Below are 18,392 nucleotides of genomic sequence, written 5' to 3' on the forward strand. Positions count from 1 at the left end.
TGCTTCGACTGTGAGGATGATCAGGTGCCGCTTCGGGCGGTGGCCTGACCCGTGCTTCGACTGGCGCTGTTGCCTTTGCATTGATCTGTCGGCCACTGCTTGGAGCGGTACACACTGCCGCCGGGCAGGGGACGTGTCCCGATAGGGGCCTTCGCGACAGGCACCGTCACAGTCTTGACCGCCCCGGCCCGGCGACGGTCACCCACACCCGAGGCGATCAGGAGACAGGCGACCTTGCCCAGCATCACGCAGTCCGCTGCCCCGTGTCACATCCCGGCCGACGCCGCCGGGGAAGTCCTGCTCGGCGTCGACACCCACAAGGACGTCCACGCCGCGGCCGTCATCACCACGCTCGGCGCCACTTTGGACGGCCGCACCTTCCCCGCAACTGCTGAGGGCTATCGCCAACTCGTGGCCTGGGCCCGCTCGTTCGGCCTGCTGCGCCGCGCCGGAGTCGAGTGCACCGGCTCCTACGGAGCCGCTCTGACACGGCACCTACGCACCGAGGGCATCGAGGTGACCGAGGTCAACCAGCCCGACAGGGCCGCCCGACGGCGCCACGGCAAGACCGATGCCATCGATGCCGAAGCCGCCGCTCGCGCCGTGCTGTCCGGCCGGGCCACGGCCACAGCGAAGACGAGCGACGGCCCGGTGGAGATGCTGCGGCTGTTCAAACTGGCCAAAGGGTCCGCGATCAAGTCCCGCACCCAGGCCATCAACCAGCTCAAGAGCGTCCTGGTCTGCGCGGACGTCGAACTTCGCGAATCCCTGGCCGGGCTGAGCAACCCGAAGCTGTTCCAGCAGTGCGCCGCACTCACGGAGTCGGAGGACTTTGGGCCGGCAGGGGCCGCGCGGCACACCTTGAGACTGCTGGCCCGCCGCATTCAGAGCCTGACCGAGGAGATCACCGAGCTCACCGGGCGGATAACCGAAGCGATCACGTCGAGCACTCCTGGACTGCTCGAGGTGAACGGCGTCGGCCCGGACAGCGCCGCGACCCTGCTCATCGCTGCCGGGGACAACCCTGAACGCCTCGGCAACGAAGCATCCTTCGCAGCCTTGTGCGGCACCAGCCCCGTCGAGGCATCCTCCGGCAAGACCCAGCGCCGCAGGCTCAACCGAGGCGGTGACCGCCAGGCCAACGCCGCCCTCTTCCGGATCATCCTCAGTCGCCTGCGCTGGGAAAGCCGCACCCAGGACTACATGCGCCGACGCCTCGCCGAGGGCAAGTCCCGCCGTGAGATCGTCCGCTGCCTCAAACGCTACGTCGCACGAGAGATCTACCGAATCATCGTCCCCAAGGCCACCGTGGGAGAGCGCACGGAACCAGCCCGAGGCGCCGCTTGACATCCATAGGGGCATCAATGCGGCTGCGGAGAGGTTCTTCGCCGTACTCAAGTCCGAGATCGGCACCACCGCTTGGCCGACCCGGATGCAGGCCCGGCAGGACGTATTCTGGTGGATCGCGCAGTATTACAACCGAGAGCGGATCCACTCGACCATCGGCTACCTCACCCCGCATCAGGCACGGACTCGCTATCGGCAACGCCTCGACCTCGCGGCATAAAAAGGAAGTGTCGGACTTCAAGGGGTCACTTCACTATCGCCAAGCTCACTCATGAGTGCATCAGCAGCTCCGTTCGACACCGTAGGTTCCGGCAAGGAGCATTCGAACCACACGACCTTGCCGGTGCTCAGCCGGGTGCTGCCCCAGCGGTTGGCCAGCTTGTTGACCAAGTAGAGCCCGAGTCCCTCTGCCTCACCGAACCGCGGCTGCCGCATACGGGGCAGCTGAGAAGAATCGTCGCCAACTTCGCAGCGCAGCACATCGGTACGCAGCAACCGCAACGCCACCGGCCGGGACGAGTAGCGGACAGCATTGGTCACGACTTCACTTACGAGTAGTTCGACCACGCCACTGAGCTCCTCCAGCCCCCACCGGGCCAACGCTCTCCGGGCCCTTCGCCGGGCCTTGCCCGGCGAGGTTTCCTCGGGCTCCAGGAACCAGTACGCCACGTCGCTGGGCGCGATCCCCTCGAAGCGGGCGGCGAGCAGCGCGATGTCGTCGTCCCGGTGGTCCCGGCCGAGCAGGTCGAACACCTCGTCGCACAGGGCGTCGAGGGGCGGCGGATGGCCGGGTCCGGTGTGCTGCGCGACCGCGGTGACCTTCTCGCGCAGTTGCTCTATCCCAGTCCACACGTCCCGCAGCCGCGACTCGACCAGCCCGTCCGTGTACAGGAGCAGAGTCGCTCCGGCCGGTGCGTCGAGCTCTACGGCCTCGAAGTCGACGCCGCCGACACCGATCGGTGGGGCGGGAGGTACCGGCAGGATATCGGCCCGGCCGCCCAGATGCAGCAGTATCGGCGGCGGATGGCCGGCGTTGGCGATGGTGATGCGTTGCGAGACCGGGTCGTAGACCGCGTAGAGGCAGGTCGCCATGTGCTCGGTGCCCAGGCGCTGGGCCTGTTCGTCGAGATGGTGCAGAACCTCCTGCGGGGGCAGGTCGAGACCAGCTAGGGTCTGCGTGGCCGTCCGCAGCTGGCCCATGATCATTGCGGACGTCATGGAGTGGCCCATGACGTCGCCGACGACGAGGGCGACCCGGCTGCCGGGCAGCGGGATCGCGTCGTACCAGTCGCCGCCGACGCGGGCGGTCTCGGCGGCCGGGAGGTAGCGGGCCGCCAGCCGCACGCCAGGCGTACCGGGGAGTGACTCCGGCAGCATGGTGCGCTGCAGTTCGCGGGCGGTGTACGCCTCGCGGCCGTAGAGCCTCGCCTTGTCGATGGCCAGCGCGCTGTGCGTGGCGAGCTGGGCGGCGACCAGGAGGTCGTCGGCCTCGAATGCCATCCGCTCCGAGCTGCGCAGGAAGAGCGCCACCCCGATCTCCCTGCGCCGGCCACGCAGCGGGGCAAGGATCACGCGCTGACCGTGGGGGACGATCGACTCGTCGCCCTCGCTGAGGAGTTCGGACAGCGCTGCACGCGCGGCGGGTGCATCCGTGAAGACTGGGCGGACGCCGCGCAGGACTTCGGAGAGACCACCGCCGAGCCGTACCTGACACTCCGCCAGACCGACGTGCGGGCCGGACTGATTTCTTCGGCCGGAGCCCCACCGCCGCAATGTCACGGGTTCAATGGGCGTCTCGTTGTCGACCGTGATGGGGTCACGAAGATATAGGACGAGTGTGTCGGCGAAAGCAGGGACGGCGGTGCCGAAGAGGGCATGGACGATTTCGTCGGTATCGATCCCACCGGCGATTCGGGCCGTCGCCGAGGCCAGGATGGATGCCATGCCGTCCGGCCCTGGTTCGCCGTGGTCGAGTGCCCGCAGGACATCGTGAGTGGCGCGGCCGAACGGCTGTATTTCGGCAGGAAGGAGCTGTAGTGCTTGGGGGTTGTGCAGAACTGCGGGCACGCTCATCGTGCTGTCGACCCGGGCCCGGACATACGTCTCCAGCATTCCGCACAAGCGCCATGCCTCGTGCTGGGGAAGTAACTGCTTCAGTTCTTCTTCGACACCGTTGCGGAAGGTCACCACGAACACGCCGCTGTCCTGCGAGTGAAGTGACACGATGTCGCTTGTGATCAGCTCGGCGAGGTCGGCGACGGTGGCTTCGGGTACGAGCTCTCGCCGGATCAGTTGAAGCACGGGAAGGCTGATGCGCCCGACCAGTGAGCACAGGACTGCGAGCTTGACCGTATCGGGCGAAGCTGTGCGGATGAATGCTTGGACTGGGTTGACTTGTGTGGCACGGGTGTGGGGCGAACTGCCGCGCCGGAGGCGGCCCGTTGCGGGGATGAGTACGGTGTCGCAGCCGCCGGGGTCGCCACGCATCTGGGCCCGTGCCCAGCGACCGAGCGAGTGCGGGCTGAGCGAGAGGATGGGAATGGGGAGCCATGGTGACGGGCCGTCCTGTGAATTTTCCAGGAGCAGCGGTACCTCGAACCTCAATGTTGTGCTGCTGTTGCCCGGCACTGCTTGAACGGCTGTAGCGCCCGGAAGGTCAAGTGCACTGCGCCGCCACAGTTTCGGGGGCAGTGGATCAAGTAGGGCCACTGGTGTCGACTGGGCCCATGCTCGCAGTTGCTTCCAAATTTTCCGCCGGTACCAGCCGGGGGCCGAGCAGTCTGAGATGACCAGGACCAGGCGTCTGCCCTGTGGGGAGAGTACGTGATCTGGACCGGCCACCGCCCCTTGGTGATCGTGGAGGAGGGGTTGTGAGTTCTCGAAGGTCAGTCCCCAGGTACGCAGAAGCCGAAAGGCGCCGAGGTGGTCCAGGACGCGTTCGAATTCGGCGATCGTTTCTGTCCACACCTGCATGGAGAGCGACTGGTCGACGATCAGCAGAAGGTCGAACCAGCGTTCCGGAGCGGCTCGCAGTGCGGGGATGAGTTCTCCGCTGCGCGCGTATCCGTCGATGGTGCGTTCGATGTCCAGCTCAGTGTGCAGGCCAGCTGCCCATGGTCGTTTGTAGGCTCGGAGCGCGCGTGACAGCTCAAGAGCTTTGGGAAGGGCCCGGCCTCGGGCGACGGCAACCAAGTCGCCCGGCATGCTGCCGGGGCTGTCAGAGAGTTGCTCGTGCATCGCCGCGCCGTGCTGGGGTGAGTCCGCTGATGCCCGGTCGCTCTGTGGTCGGTCGTGCTGTGTGTCGTCAGTCCTCTGCGGTGTCGGCCCGTAGTTGCTGGTATCTGGCTGCCGAAGACCCGCTTCCCCGCGGACCGTGGCGGCCAGCCAGACGGCTTCGGCCAGGACCGTTGCGTCCAGGTCTGTCCCCGCGGCACGCAGGCTGTGCAGTACGCGAGCCAAGTTGTCAGGCACGGGAGAGCTCACGCATGAGTAGTTCGGCGACCTCCTGCCGGCCGCGCCCTTCGGGAGCGGTGGTTCCGGATATCACGTAGACGGCGTTGAGGAGTTGGTCGATGGCCAGGCTGTCGCCGCCTTCCAGTCTGGCGACGAATTCCTCGACGAGGTCTTTCAGTGGTCCTCCGGCGTCGATGTCGATCTGCAGGTGAGCCAAGATCATTTGGCGGAGCAGGGGAACTGTCGGTGGCGCCATGGTGTAGCGGATGCACCGGCGCAGGAATGCGGCGGGGAAGTCCCGCTCGCCGTTGCTGGTCATCACGATGAAGGGGAACTGTGTGCAGCGCACGCGGCCCCGTTCGATGTCGTGATGCTCGTCGCTGCCCCACTGCCGGACGGAGACGAGGTCCTCTTGATAGCGGGCGAGTTCGGGGATCTCGTATTCGCCGCGTTCCAGGACGTCGAGGAGGTCGCTGGGAAGGTCGAGATCGCTCTTGTCCACCTCGTCGATCAGCAGCGCGCGTGGATGGTCCGAAGGCAGCAGGGCCGTGCCCAGCGGTCCCAGCTGCATGAACGGCGCGATGTCATCGACCCCGCCGGCTTGGCCGATCCGCTGAGCGTGAATTCGGCCGAGGGCGTCGTACCGGTACAGCGCCTCGTTCAGGGTGCTGCGGGAGGTGATGTGCCAGCGCAGCACCGCGCCGAGTTTCAGCTCGCTGGCCACCTGCTCGATGACGGTGGACTTGCCCGATCCGGCCGGACCGGTCACCAGCAGCGGCCGGCGCAGATGGAGCGCCGCGTTCACCGACTCCACCAGACCCGCCGGTGGCTTGAATTCCTTCGCCATCGCGCGACGGGGGAACATCCGCCATGGTGGTGGGGGCGCGAGTGCCACGTCGCGGGGGATGCCGTCTCCTACGTAGTACGGATTCCAAGTCATAGAGCGCTCCCGTGTGCGGCGTCCTGGCTGTCGAACCAGCTGCAGAAATCGAGCCATTCGAGGTCGTGCCAGACCGATCTCAGGTCGGCGAGCCGATCGGACGGAGCGGCCGAACCGCCCTGCCAGCGGCGTCGGTACGCCTCGGCCAGCTCTGTGGGCAGGCGGTCCCAGAACGTGTCCAGGAGTGCCTGTTCGGTGGGCGAGAAGTTGTTGTTCGTGTCGGGCCACAGCACGACCGGCACATAGGCCAGGAGCAACTCCATCAGCTGCTTCAGGTGGGCCGGCCGGTGCGCGAATGCCACCGCGCGCGTGTATCTGCCGGACTTCAGCCGCTCGCCGAGTTCCTGTGACTTGCCCTCATCGTGCGCCGCCAGCCAGTCGACCGGGGCCTTGGCCGCGCAGGCGCTCATCTGTTCCAGGCCCGACCGGGCGTGATCATTGATCCACCACAGGTGGGCGGGCGGGTTCAGACGCATGCTCCAGCGCACGACCACGTCGTGGTTCACGCCCAGTCGGACGCCGAAGTCGGTCTCTTCGGGCTTCCAGCGCAGCAGCAGCGAGGTGGGAATGGCAACGTCCACGTGTCTCAGTGGTGCCTGGCGCATTCGGGCGTGCTTGCGTCCCCAGGCGACGGCCTCTCCGACTTTGGCTTCGACGGCAGTCTGTGTCGGGGAGCAGGTGATCTCCGCCCGCTCGCACACTCTGCCACCGTCCAGCAGCCACAGGTCCAGTGATTCGGGCCAGTCGTCAGCCACCGTGGCATGCAAGCTGACCACCAGCCGCAACCGTCGTGCGGCCTGACCGCGAACCAGGTCTTCTTGGGCGTCGTTGAGTTCTATGCGGGCCCCGCAGGCATCCGCCCAGTCAGTGATCTCGGGAGCCGAGAGGTCCAGTCCGGCGTCGGCGCCGAGTGCCGCAACGAATCGGGTGAGCAAGGCTGTACGACTGTCCCCGACGCGCGGTGCGCGCAGGACGAGGAGCTCAAGGAGATCTGTGAGCAGGGCGGTGCCCGTGGTTGCCGGCATCAGCGCGTAGACGTCGTTGGGCAGCGGGGGCAGTGCCTTACGCAGACCGTGGGTGGTGAGTTTGTAGCCCATCCAGGAGACAAGGAAGGATTGGGTGAGAAGGCAGGTGCGCAGAGCGTCCACCACGTGGATGGCCCTGTAGACAAGGGCGATCGGGCCGATGGCTGTGCCGGTCTCCTTGATCGTCTGGATCTCGTGCCGGACCCGTTCCAGCTCGTGCAGGGACCACGGCTCCGGCCAGGCCACGGCGGGACCGACGGCTTCGAGCGCCGATCTGAGGTCCTCGGCGCCGAGCGTTCCAGGGCCGGGGCGATCCGTATCTGCACAGAGCGGATTGTGTGACAGCCACAACCCCTGCGCCGCGAAGTGATCACCGTCGTGTTCCAGACTGACGATGTCCTGACCGACGATGGTGTGGCGCAGCAGCTCCCGCAGCGTGGACACTCCTGTGTGTTTTCCTGCGCCCGGGACGCCCTGTCTCAGCAGTTCAGCGAGGCGTCGGCTGAACACGAGGCCATAGGCTTCCTGATCGGCCCCGGAGGCCATGAGCAGGGACACTCGGGTGCGGCCTCCTCGCACGCCTGCTACAAGGGCCTTGACGTCGGGCACGGCTCCTGAGGCATGGCAGGTGTCGACCAGGGCGATGACGCCGTTGACGCCCGGGTGCTCCGCCGCCTGGACGATGAGGTGGCCGATGTTCACCGCGGTGCTGAGTACGTCCGGCTGCGCGTCAGCGCCCATCAGGTACAGCTCAGAATGCCCGCCCGGGGTCATTCCGTGGCCGAGGAAGGCCAGGACCAGTGTGGCGCCGGTGTCGCCTGCCTGTCGGGCGGCCGCACGCACCGCAGTCTCGATCTGTACCTGAGTCACGTCCGTGCCGTACAGCAGGGCGATGCCGTCGGCCAGTGCAGGAGAACACTGGCCCAGGTCGTGCTGCTGAAGCGCCTTGCCCAAGGCGCGTGCGGCTCCCTCCAGTTCATCGAGGTGGCCCATGGCGGTGTTCTGAGGCGCCAGCATGAGCAGCAGCCGTGAAGCGGTCATGCCGAGAACCTCTCCTCGGCGCGGCGGATGGCCTCCACGATCGGGCCGGCCACGCTGGCCTGCGCCAAGTATTTGGTGGCTGTGTGAACCCAGATGCCGTCGGAATCCACCCGGTCAGTCACCGGCAGGCAGCCATCGGCGTTTGGCAGCATGTCCCGCTCCAGCCACGGGCGCGGGGCGATGATGTCGTCACGGTCCCAATAGTTGAGCCACCCCTCCACACAGTCCGGTGTGGCCGGCGGCTGGGGACGCAGCCGCGGGAGTACGACAGTGCGCATGCCGATCGGAGAGCCCACGGTCACCAGTAGTGGTACGGATCCCCGGTGGTGGTGCAGGGATTCCAGGGCGACGATGCTTCCCAGGGAATGCGCAACGACGACCGTGGGCCTGCTGTCGTCGAGAAAGCCGAGGACCCGGTCCCGGATGCGCCCGTCGAGCGTATGGCCGTTGCCGTCCGGCTCGGCCCGTGTCAGGTAGCGGGTGACCTGGGCGAGGTGACCAGCCATAATCCGTCCGCTCGCCCACTGACCCCCACGCCGGATACCGGGCAGGGCTAACAGAGTTGTGCAGACATTCACCAGCCGCCGTACGAGATCTCCGCTGCCTTGAGCCTGCTGTGTCGCCGTCAGCTCCACGCGTGCATGCTGCAACACACGCCGTTCGCCCTCCTCGGGGCGGGTGTCCAGCTGCGCCTCAATCATGTCTCCGAGCAGCTGTCGAAGGGCCTCACTCTCGGCTGCCTCTACGAGCGGTGCCGGCCCGCCCTGGGCATCCGGGTCCACGAACAGGTCACCGTAGTAGGCGAAGGCCGTGTCAGCGAACCCATTCTGGTCCAATGTCGTTGCCACCCGGGAATGGCCCGCCTTGCGTACCCCTGTGGCCAGGGCCGCGAGCCAGGAGTTGCGCTCCGCCTCGGGATCCCGCGCAGCGCCGATGCCATGAACAAATACCAAGGCCGGTCTCACGCCCTGGCCCCCTCCCCCGCCTATGCTCCACCAGTATGCGCACACGAGACCAACGGCGTTTCACACAAAGGGAGTCGACGTGGTCCGCGTGCTTGGAGAAGAGTTGAGAGTAGCAAGCAGAGCCTTCAACTCGGGCCGTACCGCGCGAGGTTAGCCGACGGTCAGCAAAGGCTTCTGTGTTGGGCGGCCGGGCCGTGCCCGGCAGGCAGGCTGGTTCGGGTGGCGGCGTTCGTAGTCGTGGCTGGTGTACGGAGGCCGAGGGAACTCCCGGCCTGACCGGCGGGCTCACTCAAGAAGAACCGCACCCATTGCCGAAGGCCCTGACTGAACGTCCGTTCCAGTTGTACCGGCCCCCAGGGCGATCCACTGCCCATCGGGTCGGGTCAGCGGCGGTTGCCCACTGGGGAGGGGTTCCGTCACCGGCGGGTCAGGTTGGCGAGGGCCGTCACCAGTCCCGCAGCCAGCGTCAGCGTCAGGGTGGTGGTGAAGGCAACTGTCGCTCGGGTTATGGCTGTTGGATACGAGGCGTGGTCGCGGCGGGCGAGATAGCTGACTGCCCCTGCGACGAGGACCGCGGTTAAGGTCACGAGAGCGCAGGTGAGAAGGACTACGGCGTGATGGCTCAGGCCCTGACCTGCCTCGTCCTCGAAGCGGAGCCGGGCGCCCAGGTCCGCCGCCCTCTTTTTGTGACGGGCCACTGCTCGTCCTTCCAGGCGGCGATCTGCGCCTCGTTGCGCTCGCTGGCCTTGCGGGCCGGGACCTGCACGCTCCAGCCGATGCGGTGCAGAAGCAGATTCAGCCCGGCCAGGGTGTACTCGACGCCGAACCGGCGGCGCACGACCTCGCCGATGCGGGCCAGCGTCCAGCACTGGTCACTCCATCCGCACGTGGCTGGCCCGGCCTCCAACACCGCCTCCAGAACATGCAGTTGACCTGTGCTGAGCTTGCAGCGAGCGCCACCGGAACCCTTGGAGACCAGCGCCTGCCGGCCGCCCGAAGCCAGGGCCCGGCGCCAGCGGTTCGCCGACATCCGGGTCACCCGGAACCGCCGGGCCACCTCCCGGTCACTGCCCCCGCCTCAATCAAGTCAGCTGCCGCGAACCGGACTTGCTCACGCCGATTGCGCTCCTCGGCCGTCAGCCCACCGCCATCGGGATATCACACCTCTCCGGCATAGCGCAGCCGACGCCAACCGTCACGACCAGACGTAACCCGCACCGTTAAAGATCTCTAGACGTGCCGAGCGTTCTCAGACAGCCGATGCGGCGTCAGAGAACGCGGTGCCGAACACCGTGACCGTGACCGCCTCCACTGCGAGCGGTGGGTGGGCGTAGGTGTCCCAGGTCTCGGAGAACTCGGCATGCCGTGAGAGGGCTTGCACGGTCTTCGGGTCGTGCTGGCCGGAGGCACCGAGCGTGCTGGTGTAGAAGTGCTTGAGATCATGGAAGCGAGCTCGCTCGGGAAGTCCGGCTCGGGTCACGGCTTTTCGCCATTTCGCATAGAAGTCGTTGTACAGGACGGGGCGGCCGATCCGGTTGGTGACGAGAAGGTCCTCTGACGTGAGGTCGACAGGAGTGCGGTCCTGCCTGCGGCGCTCGGCAGAGGACAACCTGGCCTCTGGGCCGGAGAACTGCGCAGCGTGGCGGGCGAGCTGTTTGATCAGGAAACGATCCACTGGCAACGTCGCATAGCTGGATCTGGTCTTGAGACGTACCGCCTTGCCGCGCTGACGCTGTTCCACGATGCGAAGCAGGTCATTTTCCCAGGCCACGTGACTTCGCATCAGCCCGAAGGCTTCGCCCAGACGCAGACCGGCGCACGCGCCGAGCCAGATCAGAACCTCATAGCGGGGCGCCACCTGCCGCATCGCAGCTGCGACTGCTGCGACATGTCCGGGTGACAGCACAACCTTGATGCGCGGTGTGACTTCCGGGAGCTCGATCCGCGAGACGATGTTGGACGGGAGCGGGACATCCTCGTCGACCATGTAGTGCATGAGAAGGCGCCAGATCTTGAAGATCTGGACCACCGTGCGGGGCGAGTTGATGTTGGGTTTGTCGATCAAGTAGTCGACGAAGGACGTAGAGTCCCGGCGGCGCAGGGTGCCGGCCGAGCGGCTCCCGATGAACGGCAGGACATGGTTGCGGAGTTGGCCTTCGTAGGCGGCGGTCGTGTGGGCGTTCTTTCGTCGCTGGCGTCTCCTTTCAATCATCTGAGCCGCGTAGTATGCAACGCGCTTGCTGTCGGAGGGGTTTGGTGATTCCTTCTCTTTGATTTCTGCAAGTGCCCTGTCCAGGTGCTCACGCGCCTCCTGCCAGGTGGTCAGGCAGACTCTTCGCTCTTTGCCCCCGATGTCGGTGTAGCGCGCTTGCCATTGCCGGCCCCGGCTGTGATCCGCAGACGGGTATAGGGGGCGCTTTTTGGTGCCGCATCGGCACGGTTCCTCGCCGCGTTCTGGTTTGGGATATCGCTTGTGCCAGCGATCGAACGGCTCGGTCGGCTTGCTCAATGTTCCGCCCGTAAATCGGTGGTGCGTTGTGCGCGGGTGCTCGCCCTCGTACCGGCCCGGCGACGTGACGTTGTGGGCGGTCCGGAGGTTCACGTCGGTGGCGGCTGCTGTGGTGGAGCGCCTTGTGTGGCCGGTGCGTCTGGTGTCTGTTCAGGGCCGGTCAGAACGATGCTTTCCGCTACACCGAGTAGTTATGCACAACTGTTCATGGTGAACCTCGATGGTGTGACGATCGAGTCACCGTGTGCCCAAAAGTCAATCGCTGCCGGATCCGCGACTTGTGTCCATCGGAATGCAAATCCGACGCCTTAGAGAAGAGCGCGGCTACAGCTTGGAAGAGCTCGCCGAACGCAGCGGATTGAGTTTTCGAGGACTGATTTACATCGAGCACGGGCGGCGCAATCCGGGGGTGCTGACCATCCTGAGCATCGCGTCCGGCCTGGACGTAGCGCCTGCGAGGCTGTTCGAAGACGTTGCGGAGACGTCCGACGAAGCGGACTCTGAACGATGAACGACACAGAGCCTGCGATACCGTCCACGAGCGATATGTGCTGCCTGAAGCGGCTGGCGTAACCAGGACACGGTGAGGGTTTTCAGCGGTGCCGCTCCAGGGTGAGGACAGCCGTGGCGATTGACGTCATGCGGTTCGGGCTGTATCGGGCTCTGCGGAAGATTCGCCAGGATTTGAGGCGGGCGATTCCTCGTTCGACGGGTACGCGAGCCGCGGACAGCCCCCGGTTGACCGTCCGCTCGGTCGTGGTGAGTTCACCTTGGGGCGGTCGGCGTTTGGGGGTGGTGACCCACTCGCCCGCGCCGATGCAGGCCATGTCGGCGAGGACGGGGACGCCTTGGCGCTCGCAGATCCTGATGATCTTGTGGGTGCGGCCGGGCATCTCGCGTCGTGTCGCACTTCTCAATGCACGGAGTTCCCACCGCCGACCGCTTCGCCATTGACGCGGTGTTCCTCATGTCGGCTCGTAAGGACAAGGGTTCGCTTTCGCTCGCCCGCTCGGACTTCCCCTTCGCTTGTGGCGTGATGATGGCCCATCGTGCGCTTGAGCCTGACCACTTCGGCTCAGCACCCCCGCGTCACCGCAGACGCACCCGAGGCTGTGGACCGGCTATCGGTCACAGGCCGGAGTAGTCGACTCCTCTCCTTGCAACTACCACTGCATGACAGCGACTTCACGTCGCACTGACAGTCCGAGGCTAAAGGCGTGCAGATCTTTAACTCGCCCTTTTGGCCTTGGTCTGGTGTTCGAGGACTTCGTGGAACCAACGTCTGCGCTCTGACGGTCGGACTCTGCAGGTTCTGGAAGGATCGTCGCCAGCAGCCAAGAGACGGGCGGGGCCCGGGTCCTCGCCGCCGTGTCGATCGACACCACCGATGTCGTCGAGGCCCAAGTGCCCAGTCGCCGCTACTTCGACGACCGGGAAGCCTACGATGACTGGCGTCGCGCCGACTGGCGCAGGACGCTGAACTACTGGATGTACGCGGCCGCGCGGCGATCCCACCGGAGCGAAGTCCACGCCCCCGCCGCCTTCGCCTACGACCCTGCCAACGACTTCGACGTGTTCGATCCCGAGGCCATCGGCTTCGAGGTGAACACCGCCGACGCCTTCGAGACCGACGTCTGGAGGAACAGGTACGAGATCGGCTCTCACGGCCTCCCCGGCGAACTCACTCTTGAGGACCTCGTCTTGCACTACGGCGAGCGCACGATCGCCGGCACCCGCCCGCTTGCTCTGCTGGCCTGGTCCGGGACGTACTGGGTGCTCCCGCGTGCGTACGCGGACATGATGGATCGCTGGCAGGAGCGAGAGCGGACCCTGGCCGAGCGGGCCCGGATCTGTACCGGCTGCCGGGCTCAGGGGAGCCGCTGGGGCTGGCGCACCGTCACCCCCAGCGGCTACGTCACTTTTGTGCCCGGTCTGCTCCGGCAAGGCCTTCGGGACGTACGAGGGACAGTTGGACGGCGTCGCCTACCGCTCGCTGCGTCGCACGCACCGCTCCGATGAGTACCTGTGCTGCCTGTGCCGCGAGAGCCGGGCGGCCCTCTGGGACCACTGCCATGAACACGGCCATGTCAGGGGACCGGTCTGCCCGAGCTGCAACACCTTTGAGGGCAAGGGCGTGGCCTTCCTCCGTCGCAACGGCAGTGGCCAGCACCTGCTGAGATGCCGCGGATGCAGGGAAGGGCACACTCTTCCGAGCCGCTTCCACCTCGACGTCGTCCTGGACCACCTGGAGGAGGTCGAGCGCCACGGTCGTCGTTGCCGGCACCGGCCGAACGCCTACCGCACCGAGTGCGTACACGGGGTGCACCGCATCGCCCTGCACTGCGATACCCACGCCTAGATGGCAACGTGGACGAGGGAGATGACCACGGCCGAGGTTGCCAGCATCGTGCGCGCCTACGTGGACGCCGCTCTGTCTGGAAACGGCCCCGGCTGAGGTCTGCCGCATTGCCTGACTTGTGGCGGTCGTGGACTCTGGAAGGCTTGCCACAGTGGCAGGCGTTTGGGGGATGTGATGGCCCGCCCGGCGGTACGCGATGGCAGTGATCCCAAGGCCATCCGCGACACTCGTGTGTTGGTCGACTGTCTGCAGGAGCTGGTGCGAGGTGCCTACCGGCCCGTCAGGAACTGTGCCAAGTATTCAGAGGTGGTGTGGTTCGCGGAGGTGCCCGAGGGCCTCGTCCGCCGTTCCCGGGACGCCGACTCCCAGATCATGGTGGTCAAGCACCGTCCGCCTCTGGAGCCACCTCGGTTGCCTGCCATCCTGGACGGCCGTGTGTCGGTCGAGGCGGCAGCCACCGCTGCTAGCGAGCCTCCCGAGCTGATTGACGACGCGCTGATCGATGAAGATCAGGCTGAGCCCCCCGCTGACCAGGGAGAGACCCCGAAGGCGTTGGACATCGGCACGTCGGAGGTTCGCAAGGCTTACGAAGCCTGGGCTGGACGATGGAAGCGGTGGGCGCAGGAGGAGTTGGCGGCCGAGCCGCAGCGCCGTCTGCATCAGCAGCTGTACCGGATGGCGAAGAAGATCCAGCAGGACGGTGACACGTTCGAGGTCGTCCTGGCGGTAGGGCTCTTGCAGATGGGGGCCGAGCGTGCTTCATCTCGGGTGCGCAGGCACCTGGTGACTGCGCCCGTTACCCTGATGGTTGACCCGAATTCGGTCAACATAACGGTGTCCCTGGTGCCGGGGCAGTCGGGCCGATTGGAAGACACCGAGTTCCTCAGCGAGTCCGACGGCTACACCTCGGAGTTGCTGGGGGTCGTGCGTGCTGATGTCGATGACGTCGCCTTCCACCCGCTGTCGGACCGGGCGACAGAGGCCTTGCGCTCGTGGTCACAGCGGGCCTTCGGAGTCGAACGAACGCTTCCCTTCGATGCCGGCAGAGAGCATCCCGACCTCACCGCAGACCCGCGGACGCGTTCGGTGCATCGCGCGCCGGCGCTCATCCTGCGCGAACACGGTCAGCGCTCGGTACTCGGCTTCTTCGAGGGCATCGCCCGAGCGTTGAAACGTCCAGGAACGCCAGCTCCTCTGGGGCTGGCGCAGCTGCTGTACGACCTCGAACCGGAGCAGCGCATGGCCTGGCGGAGCAGGAGCGGCTCCGTTCCTCCGGCACTGGGCCCGGAACCGTTGTTCCCGATGGTTACCAATGCGGCCCAGCTGGATGTTCTGGACAGGCTGCAGCGCGACACCAGTGTCGTGGTCCAGGGACCGCCGGGGACAGGAAAGACGCACACGATCAGCAACCTGATTGCAGCCCTCCTCGCGGACGGGAAGCGAGTCCTGGTCACGAGCGAAAAGGGTCAGGCGCTGAAGGTGCTGCGCGACCAACTGCCCGCCGGGCTGCGCAGCATGTGCGTCATCCAGCGTGATCATTGGCAGGGCGGCAGCTCTGATCTGCGCCAGTCCCTCGGAGCACTGGCACACCTGAGCGCGACCACGAATCCCGAACGGCTTCAGCAGCGTATCGAGGTCCAGCAAGCCCAGCGGCACCAGCTCATGGAGGAACAGGCCAGACTGCGGGAGGGCCTGCGGGCGGTGCGCGAAGTCGAATGGTACGAGCACCCCGAGATCGCGCCGGGATACCGGGGCCGGCTCGACGAGATCGTGCAAGCAGTCGATCGCGGCACGGCCGACTACCAATGGCTGCCGCCGCTGCCTGCGCAGTCGGGGCAACTGCCGCCGCTGACCACGGACGAGGCGCAGCGACTGCGGCTGCTGGTCACCCTGCACGGCCCGGGAATCCTCGACGCGCACATCCAGTACTGCCCCGATCCCGCCATGCTGCCGAACCCCGCGGACGTCGCCGGCCGGATCAAGGACCTGGAAGCCGCCGAGCAAGCACTTGGCCCAGAGCCCGTCATGCCACTGGCCCAGACGCTGAGCGACCACGGCGACGCGGAGCTCACGGTCCTGGAAACGCTGCTCGATCAAGCTCAACAAGCCCTGCAGAGGGTAGGGCTGTCCGCGGATCCTGCGTCGTGGCACAACGAGACCTGGTCCACCCGTGCACTTCAGGACGGCATCGCACGCCGATGGCAGCAGATGTGGGACAGCATCCGAAACGCTTCACAGCGTGCCCAGCAGACGCAGCAGGAGATAGCGGCCGCCTCCTTCCCTGAGGTGGAGATACCAAAGCTTGCCGAAGGCGAGGAGAAAGAGCTCCTGATCAGCGGCCGCACCGTGGAGCAGTACATTCGGCAGGGCGGGCAGTTGAACAAACGCTGGCCACGGCCGGCCGTTCTCAAACAAGCCCGTGTCCTGCTGGAACAGTGCCGTGTCGAGGGCATGGCGCCCGCCGGCCGGGAGCAGATCGCCGCGGTGGTTCGCCATCTGGAGATGCGCGCCCACGCTCGTGTCCTGCGCGACCGATGGGCGGGTGTCGGATCGACCGTCGGGCAGGACACGGCCGAGTTGCTGGTGTCCGAACTCCTGGACAGAGCAGCAGACTTGCAGGCTGTCGACACGTGTGTCGAGGTCATCCGTCAAGTTCACGCAACCTTGCTGTCCTGCGGCATCCCGGCATCGGTCACCACTCCTGAACAATGGGGGGACATCCGCAACGCCGTTGCACAGGCACGGCAGTTGCTGCAGGTTCGGACCGCAGGCCGACAGCTCGACGACGTCCTCACCGTTCTTCCGCAGCCACAACCACATGCCGTTGAGGAACTCCGGCACGCGGCTGATGCGGCAGCCGCCCGCGACGCACAGGCCTACGCACGCGCGGTGGAAGCACTGGAAGCGGCCTACCAGCGAGAAGCGGACCGGCGCGAGACCGGCAAACTCTTCCAGCGGCTCAGTGAAGCCCACCCCGAACTGGCGCAGGCATTCGCTGCCGATCCCCTCAGCGGGGACTGGCGTGCCCGGTTCACCGCCTTGCCTCAAGCCTGGGCTTGGCGCCAAGCCCAGGACTTCCTTGACACGCATCTGCTTCCCGGACGTGAAGAGCAGTTGGACGGGGAACTGGCACAGGTCGAAGCCCGAATCAACGACCTCGTGGAACAACTCGTCTGCGACCGTGCGGCTCTCCACTGCGTAAGCCGGATGACCACGAAGCACAAGCAAGCCCTGGCCGCCTACGCCAGCGCCATCGCCAACGCCGGTCAAGGAACGACCGAGTACGGCAAACGCCATCAACGCCACGCACGCTCAGCCATGCAGACAGCCCAGGGCGCGGTACCGGCGTGGATCATGCCGCTGAGGCAGGTAGCCGAAACGATCCGCCCGGAACCGGACTCCTTCGACGTCGTGATCGTCGACGAAGCAAGCCAAGTCGGTCTGAACGGCCTGCTGCTGCTCTGGCTCGCCCCGCGGATCATCGTCGTCGGAGACGACCGCCAGTGCGCGCCCTCCTACACCGGCAGTAAGCACGACCGGATCACCCAGATCTTCGACGAACGCCTGGCCGCACTCGAACCCTGGCAACGCGAGGGCTTCGATCCCAAATCAAACCTGTACGAACTGCTGTCATCCCGCTTCACCGAAGTGATCCGCCTCACCGAGCACTTCCGCTGCATGCCCGAGATCATCAAGTGGTCTTCTCTGCAGTTCTACCCCGACAACCAGCTCATCCTGCTGCGTCAGCACGGTTCGGACCGGCTCCCTCCGCTGAAAGTGATCCACCTTCCCGAGGGCCACTGCGAAGGACGCAGGGACAAGCTGATCAACCGGCCGGAAGCGGAAGCTGTCGTCGACCAACTCCACCGCCTCACCCAGGATCCCGCCTACGCAGGCCGCAGCATGGGTGTGATCATCCTGCGCCAGGGCGCCCAGACGCGGCTCGTACAGGACCTCGTCGACCAGCGCATCGACATGCCCGCCCGCGAACGCCACAACATCCAGGTCGGCACCCCCGAAGAGTTTCAGGGCGACCAACGCGACGTCATCCTGCTGTCGATGGTCGTAGACGGCCGCAACGTCATCGCCGCGACCGGCCGCCACCACGAACGACGCTTCAACGTCGCAGCCAGCCGAGCCCGCGACCAGATGTGGCTCTTCCACTCCATGACCGCCGACCAGCTCAGCAGCAAGGACCTGCGCCACTCCCTGCTCACCTACATGCAAAGCCCACCCCCGCCCTACACCCACGCCCACCAGCCCACCGACGTCAGCCCGGATCAGCACTGCAAGCCGTTCGGTTCACTCTTCGAACAGCGCGTCTTCCTGCGCATCAAGGAACGCGGATATGACGTGGTGCCGCAATGGGAAGTCAACGGCAAGTACATCGACCTCGTCGTCACCGGAGACCACGGGCGCCTCGCCGTCGAATGCGACGGAAGCCCCTATCACTCCGACAGCCAGCAGATCCACGACGACGCCGAGCGGGAACGGGAACTGCGCCGCGCCGGCTGGACGTTCTGGCGCGTACGCAGCAGCGCCTTCGCACTCTCACCGGAAGAGGCCCTGGCCCCGCTGTGGAAACGCCTGACCGACCTGGGCATCCACCCGCGCACCACGTCGGCGACCTCCACGGACGACACCGAACCTCACGCGTCATGGACACCGGTCGGACTGGCCGAAGCCGAACCCGATGACGAAGACACCGACCCCTACGACGGCGAGCTGGACGACGACAACGAGGCGGCCTGAC

The 18,392-nt window shown here is 66.2% G+C and carries 11 protein-coding genes and 4 pseudogenes; 6 read left to right on the forward strand and 9 right to left on the reverse strand.

From position 1 onward, the window contains the following. Positions 1–234: 234 nt before the first annotated feature. Positions 235–1,347 (forward strand): IS110 family RNA-guided transposase, encoded by a 1,113-nt coding sequence (locus SSP08S_RS50195; protein WP_019075229.1) that lies wholly within the window; start codon positions 235–237, stop codon positions 1,345–1,347. Then, positions 1,238–1,567 (forward strand): integrase core domain-containing protein, encoded by a 330-nt coding sequence (locus SSP08S_RS64695; RefSeq protein ID WP_086022078.1) that lies wholly within the window; start codon positions 1,238–1,240, stop codon positions 1,565–1,567. Before SSP08S_RS50195 ends, SSP08S_RS64695 begins: the two co-directional genes overlap by 110 nt. Positions 1,568–1,668: 101 nt before the next feature. Here SSP08S_RS64695 and SSP08S_RS57670 read toward each other — a convergent pair. The 8 genes and pseudogenes from SSP08S_RS57670 to SSP08S_RS50225 form a co-directional block, all read right to left on the reverse strand. Further along, positions 1,669–3,459, reverse strand: a pseudogene (locus SSP08S_RS57670) (SpoIIE family protein phosphatase); the annotation flags it as partial. A gap of 30 nt (positions 3,460–3,489) precedes the next feature. After that, a pseudogene (locus SSP08S_RS64355) lies at positions 3,490–4,830 on the reverse strand (SAV_2336 N-terminal domain-related protein); the annotation flags it as partial. After that, the gene (locus SSP08S_RS50205) at positions 4,811–5,740 is read right to left on the reverse strand and encodes an AAA family ATPase (RefSeq protein WP_026179514.1); all 930 of its coding nucleotides are present in this window, start codon (positions 5,738–5,740) and stop codon (positions 4,811–4,813) included. The gene SSP08S_RS50205 and the pseudogene SSP08S_RS64355, both read right to left, overlap by 20 nt. Next, on the reverse strand, positions 5,737–7,806 hold the full coding sequence (locus SSP08S_RS57675) for a vWA-MoxR associated conflict system protein (protein ID WP_019075231.1): 2,070 nt from the start codon (positions 7,804–7,806) through the stop codon (positions 5,737–5,739). Before SSP08S_RS57675 ends, SSP08S_RS50205 begins: the two co-directional genes overlap by 4 nt. Beyond that, positions 7,803–8,771, reverse strand: a complete 969-nt coding sequence (locus SSP08S_RS50215) for an alpha/beta hydrolase (RefSeq protein ID WP_019075232.1) — start codon at positions 8,769–8,771, stop codon at positions 7,803–7,805. Before SSP08S_RS50215 ends, SSP08S_RS57675 begins: the two co-directional genes overlap by 4 nt. Before the next feature lie 416 nt (positions 8,772–9,187). Beyond that, the gene (locus SSP08S_RS60365; RefSeq protein WP_245608123.1) at positions 9,188–9,358 is read right to left on the reverse strand and encodes a hypothetical protein; all 171 of its coding nucleotides are present in this window, start codon (positions 9,356–9,358) and stop codon (positions 9,188–9,190) included. A 36-nt stretch (positions 9,359–9,394) separates the two neighbouring features. Next, positions 9,395–9,911 (reverse strand): annotated as a pseudogene (locus SSP08S_RS60370) (winged helix-turn-helix domain-containing protein); the annotation flags it as partial. 109 nt (positions 9,912–10,020) lie between these two features. After that, positions 10,021–11,280, reverse strand: coding sequence for a tyrosine-type recombinase/integrase (locus SSP08S_RS50225; protein ID WP_245608125.1), 1,260 nt, complete (start codon positions 11,278–11,280; stop codon positions 10,021–10,023). 292 nt (positions 11,281–11,572) lie between these two features. Between SSP08S_RS50225 and SSP08S_RS57680 the strand changes: the two genes are divergently transcribed. Further along, complete coding sequence (locus SSP08S_RS57680) at positions 11,573–11,791, forward strand: helix-turn-helix domain-containing protein (protein WP_102133586.1); 219 nt, start codon at positions 11,573–11,575, stop codon at positions 11,789–11,791. 82 nt (positions 11,792–11,873) lie between these two features. Here SSP08S_RS57680 and SSP08S_RS57685 read toward each other — a convergent pair. Then, positions 11,874–12,167 (reverse strand): annotated as a pseudogene (locus tag SSP08S_RS57685) (transposase family protein); the annotation flags it as partial. 481 nt (positions 12,168–12,648) lie between these two features. On the opposite strand from SSP08S_RS57685, the gene SSP08S_RS64005 reads away from it, so the two are divergent. The 3 genes from SSP08S_RS64005 (at position 12,649) to SSP08S_RS50245 (ending at position 18,391) form a co-directional block, all read left to right on the forward strand. Next, positions 12,649–13,299 carry a hypothetical protein gene (locus SSP08S_RS64005; RefSeq protein ID WP_019075237.1) on the forward strand — a complete coding sequence of 217 codons (651 nt, stop codon included), beginning with the start codon at positions 12,649–12,651 and terminating at the stop codon, positions 13,297–13,299. After that, complete coding sequence (locus SSP08S_RS60375) at positions 13,250–13,639, forward strand: endonuclease domain-containing protein (RefSeq protein WP_245608127.1); 390 nt, start codon at positions 13,250–13,252, stop codon at positions 13,637–13,639. Before SSP08S_RS64005 ends, SSP08S_RS60375 begins: the two co-directional genes overlap by 50 nt. 171 nt (positions 13,640–13,810) lie before the next feature. Then, entirely contained in the window at positions 13,811–18,391 is a 4,581-nt protein-coding gene (locus tag SSP08S_RS50245; protein WP_245608129.1) for a PDDEXK-like endonuclease domain-containing protein, read from the forward strand. Position 18,392 lies beyond the last annotated feature (1 nt).

Origin of the sequence: Streptomyces hokutonensis (genome assembly GCF_000376565.1) — a bacterium.
Classification (GTDB): Bacteria; Actinomycetota; Actinomycetes; order Streptomycetales; family Streptomycetaceae; genus Streptomyces; species Streptomyces hokutonensis.

Coding starts and splice junctions, on each gene's coding strand:
- SSP08S_RS50205 (WP_026179514.1), bottom strand. CDS start 5,740: ATGACTTGGAATCCGTACTACGTAGGAGACGGCATCCCCCGCGACGTG.
- SSP08S_RS57675 (WP_019075231.1), bottom strand. CDS start 7,806: ATGACCGCTTCACGGCTGCTGCTCATGCTGGCGCCTCAGAACACCGCC.
- SSP08S_RS57680 (WP_102133586.1), top strand. CDS start 11,573: ATGCAAATCCGACGCCTTAGAGAAGAGCGCGGCTACAGCTTGGAAGAG.